This window comes from Bradyrhizobium sp. MI1.11, from assembly GCF_055811255.1.
Window position 1 is genome coordinate 1 of sequence record NZ_JBVVPM010000129.1, and the last position, 4,523, is coordinate 4,523.

3 protein-coding genes are annotated in these 4,523 nt (G+C 66.1%); all 3 read right to left on the reverse strand.

Annotated features, from left to right (window positions below):
• Positions 1-2,024, reverse strand: a 2,024-nt coding sequence (locus AC0L30_RS42360) for a xanthine dehydrogenase family protein molybdopterin-binding subunit (RefSeq protein WP_473406735.1), incomplete at its 3' end; no start/stop codon positions are given.
• A gap of 129 nt (positions 2,025-2,153) precedes the next feature.
• A complete protein-coding gene (locus AC0L30_RS42365) occupies positions 2,154-2,993 on the reverse strand; it encodes a helix-turn-helix transcriptional regulator (protein WP_007594264.1) in 840 nt (279 codons plus the stop codon).
• A gap of 124 nt (positions 2,994-3,117) precedes the next feature.
• Positions 3,118-4,523 (reverse strand): UbiD family decarboxylase (locus AC0L30_RS42370; protein ID WP_473406736.1); only part of this gene is annotated, 1,406 nt, incomplete at its 5' end.

Genomic DNA, 4,523 nt, shown 5'->3' on the forward strand with positions numbered 1-4,523 from the left:
CCGCAGAAATCGAAGATGAAACCGTGGCAGAGCGAGGAGTTGATGCGGTCGTCCTCGTCCGGCGGAGTCAGTTCCGGCGGCGTCCAGAACACGGTCTCGCGGATGGTCTGGCCTGCATCATCGGGCAGCGATCCGGGCGACCAATGGCTCAGCGCTGCGACGCGCGAGAACGCGATCCGGTTCTCCGGATTGTGTCTTGAGGCGACGAAGCCTTTTGCAAACACGATGTCCGAGGCTTCGACGTTGAGCTGGCTGGCCGCGATGCGGGCAAGACGGCCCGCAACGCGTTCGGCCGCGAGCTTCGCCGTGCCGGCCACGGCCGCAGCAAAGCGGCTGGCGTAATTGCCCGACGCAATCGACCAGGCGTCCTTTGCCGTGTCGATCTCGGTGTTGACGCGGATCTCCTTTGGCTGAAGGCCGAAGACATCGGCGACGACCTGCGACAGCACGGTGCGATGGCCCTGCCCCTGCGGCACCGACGCCACGTGAACGGTGACGCTGCCAACCGGATCGAGCCCGACGGTTGCGGTCGCCTGCGCGCCGTTCTTCGGGCCCGCCTTGCGGCGCTCGGCCGCCGTCAGCACGGTGGTGATGTAGCCCATGTTGGAGACGCTGGGTTCGACCACGGCGGTGAAGCCGATGCCGTAGAGGCCGCCACGCGCCCGCACCTCGACACGCTTCGCCCTAAGCTCCGCGAGCCTGCCCTGCTCGACCGCGCGCGCGATCGCTTCTTGATAGTCGCCGGAATCGAGCAGCGCGCCGGTCGCAGTACGATAGGGAAACGCGCCGGCATCGATCAGATTGCGCTTGATGACATCGAGCGGATCGAGGCCGAGCCCGATCGCGATTTGCTGCACCAGCCCTTCCAGCGCGAAATAGACCTGCGGTCCGCCGAAGCCGCGGTTGAGGCCGGTCGGCGTCTTGTTGGTGACGACGACGCGGTTGCGGATTTTGACGTGACGGATGTCGTAAGCGCCGGTCAGATTGCCGTGCATGCGGTAGAGCGTGGCCGGCTCAGGCGCGCGCAGATGCGCGCCGCAATCCTCGACCTGGTCCCAGTCGAGCGCGAGGATCTTTCCGTCGGCCGCAACCGCCGCGGCCAGCGTCGTTGCACGGTTGGTGGCCGACACCGATGCGGTGAGATGCTCGAGCCGGTCCTCGATCCACTTCACCGGCCGACCCGTGACGCGGGCGGCGGCGGCGATCAGCACGATATAGGGAAACACGCCCTGCTTGACGCCAAAACTGCCGCCGGAATCCGGCGGCGTGCGCAGCCGCAGCCGGTTGCCCGGCACTTTCAACGCGCGCGCGATCACGGTGTGGATGCTGAACGGGCCCTGGAAATTGGCGAGCACCTCGAAGGCGTCCTCGCCGGCATCATGCGAGGCGACGACGCCATAGGTCTCGATCGGCGTGCAGGAATTGCGGGGATAGCGGATGTCGATGGAGAAGCGATGCGGCGCATCCGCAAAGGCCTTTTCGGGGTCGCCGTAACGGAAGGCGCGGTCGCTGGCGAGATTGCCGGGAAAGCCGTCGTGAAGGACAGGCGCGCCTGAGACGAGCGTGCCGAGCGGATCAACGACGGCGCCGCGCGGGCGATACTCGACATTGATCAGCTCGGCCGCATCCTCGGCGCGGGCGCGGTCGGTGGCAACGATCACAGCCACGGGCTCGCCGACATAGCGCACCCGGTCGATCGCGATCGGCCAGCACTCGACCGGCGCCTTCACGCCGACAACGAGGGTTGTTGTGACCGCCTTGACCTGCTCGCCGGTCAGGACCGCGGCAACGCCCGGCAGGCGTTTTGCGGCTTCAATGTCGATCGAGAGGATATCGGCATGCGCGTGCGGCGAGCGCAGGATCGCCGCGTGCAGCGTGCCGGGCTGTACGCCGAGATCGTCGATGAAGCGGCCGCGGCCGCTGAGCAGCGCAGCGTCCTCGACGCGCTCGATCGAACGCCCGACCCACGGCCTGTCGCCAATTTGATCGACTGAATTTGCGGATTGAACCGCAGCCTGCACCATGTCCCGGCATACCTCCCGACGCGCTCTTTGACGCGACGGTGACGTTTGTCAGGACAGGGGGCGCGGCGGCCATACCGCCCGCTCTCACGACTTACCAAATCGTCTCATTCGAGAGCGTGCAGCGCAATATCAGCCGGCAAGACGCGAGACGTTGCGAAACTCGCGCGGGCTGACGCCGGCATGATCGCGGAAGAAGCGCGTGAAATGCGCCGGCTCCGGAAAGCCGAAACGCTCGCTGAGCTCACCGAGCGGCGTCTCCTCGCGCATCACCGCATCGAGCGCGCGCTCCATGCGGACGACGTTGAGATAGAGTTTTGGCGAGACGCCGAGCGAGGTTTCGAACAGACGGAAGAATTGCGCTCGCGACAGGCCGGCGCCCTTCACGAACTGATCGACGTTGGCATAGGAATCGTGCGTCCGCATCGCGTCCATCGCGCGGCGAATGCGCCAGTCGCAGCTCACTGCACTCATGCCGCGGATCGAGACCGGAAAGCTGCGCCACGGCGTGAAGCGCTCGATCACCGCGATCATGAGGTCCGACAGCGTCTGCTCGTGAGTCCGCACCGCATCCGGATTCGCCATCATTTCGGACGCCAAATGCAGTGTGAGCTGGCGGATGCGCGGTGACACCTCGCCTGACGGCCGCTCGAAAAAGCCCGGCGCGCCGCTCGCGGCCCAGCCGGGGCGGAACTCCTTCAGCCATTCCGGCTCGATATAGAGCGCCATGATGAGCGTGCGCGGACGGTTGGCGTCGTGCACATAGGCATGCGGCTTCCAGCCGTCGACCAGCACGGCGGCGGTGTCCGTCAGCGGCGTGACCCGGTCGCCCACCAGGAACTGCGTGTCGGCGCCCTCGACCTTGAGCAGGACGTGGCAATGATGATGGGCGTGGCGGACCAGCGAACGATCCATGTCGAGCAGAGCGACCCTGCCGAAAGCGCCATGAGCAATGCGCAGGGCCGTCGACATCAGTTCCTTCCTCCCGGCATTGCGCCGCAAAATGGTTGCCTTGTTGGCGCGGCACTATAAGCAGCGTCAGCTACATATTCCAATCGCGCAAACCGACGCAAGTTGCTTCCAAGCGGTAACCCGCTCATGTCCCCGCCTCCGCAAGCAGCCGCGCGATCGCGACGCCGGGGTCGGCCTGCAAGGCGGTGGCCAGATCGACCTCCTCCTCGCCCTTGACACGGATGCGCTTGAAGGCGAGCTCGGGCGCACTGACCGGCGCGGTCGCATCCAGGCCCATCTTGGCGCTGATGCCGTTGTCGGTGGTCGGATCGAGTTTCGAGCCGAGCGCGCCGGCGACGACCATGAGATCGCGGTCGGCCTGGAAGCGCGTCGCCACCGCCCATTCGATCTCCTCGGACGAGGAGATGTCGACATCCTTGTCGACCACGACCACCTGCTTGATGTCGTAGTGGGCGCCGAAAGCGCACATCATGATGTTCTTCGGCTCGCCATCATTGGTCTTATCGACTCTGATCGCGAGGTGATAGCGGCAGGTGCCGCCGCGCGTGAGGCGGACGTCGATCACGTTCGGAAAACTGCGGCGCAGATGCTGGAGCAGCGTCGCCTCGCGCGGCACGCCGCCGAGGATCAGATGCTCAAAACCGCCGCCGACGATGGTGTGGAAGATCGGCGCCTTGCGATGCGTGATGGCATCGACCTCGATCACCTCGCGATTGGCGCGCGGACCGTAATATTGGGGGAATTCGCCGAACGGCCCCTCCGGCTCGCGCACGCCTTGCAGAATGCGGCCCTCGATCACGATCTCCGCATGAGCGGGCACGCGGACCGAATTGGTGCGGCATTTGACGACGTCCACGGGAGAGCCGAGCAGCGCACCGGCAATCGCCATCTCGTCCTCGTCGAGCGCGGCGATCGCTTGCGAGGCCAGCAGCAGCGCCGGATGCGCGCCGATGACGATCGCGATCTCCAGCGCCTGTCCCAACTCTTCCGCCATGCGATAATAGGAGAACGTGTGCCGCGGCAACAGCAGCACGCCGATGTGGTTCTTGCCGGAGATCTGGCAGCGGTGGATCGAGACGTTCTGCACGCCCGTCTTGGGATTGCGGGCGATCAGCAGGCCGGCCGTGATGTAGGGGCCGCTGTCGCGCTCGTTGTGCTTGGGCACCGGAAGCTGGCGCAGCAGATCGACCTCGTCGTGCACGACCTCCTGCACCGGCCCACTCGCGACCTCATGCGTCGGCAACAGGTTACTCGCGGCGGCCAGGAACCGCGGCAATAACTGGTCCTCGGTGACGCCGATGGATTCGGCGACCCAGTCACGGCCGGCGAAGAGATTGGCGACGACAGGAATCTCGTGCCCGTCGGGACGCGGAAACAGCACCGCGCTATCGCGCTCCAGCCGCTTGGCGATCGCGGCGAGTTCGTCAGCCAGCCCAATGCCCTCGCGGGCAATGGCGAGCCTGCCGCGTTCGGCGAGGTAGGCGAGCCAGGTGCGCAGATCGGCGGGCGAGCTCACACCCTTGCTCGCAA

Coding starts and splice junctions, on each gene's coding strand:
- AC0L30_RS42365 (WP_007594264.1), bottom strand. CDS start 2,993: ATGTCGACGGCCCTGCGCATTGCTCATGGCGCTTTCGGCAGGGTCGCT.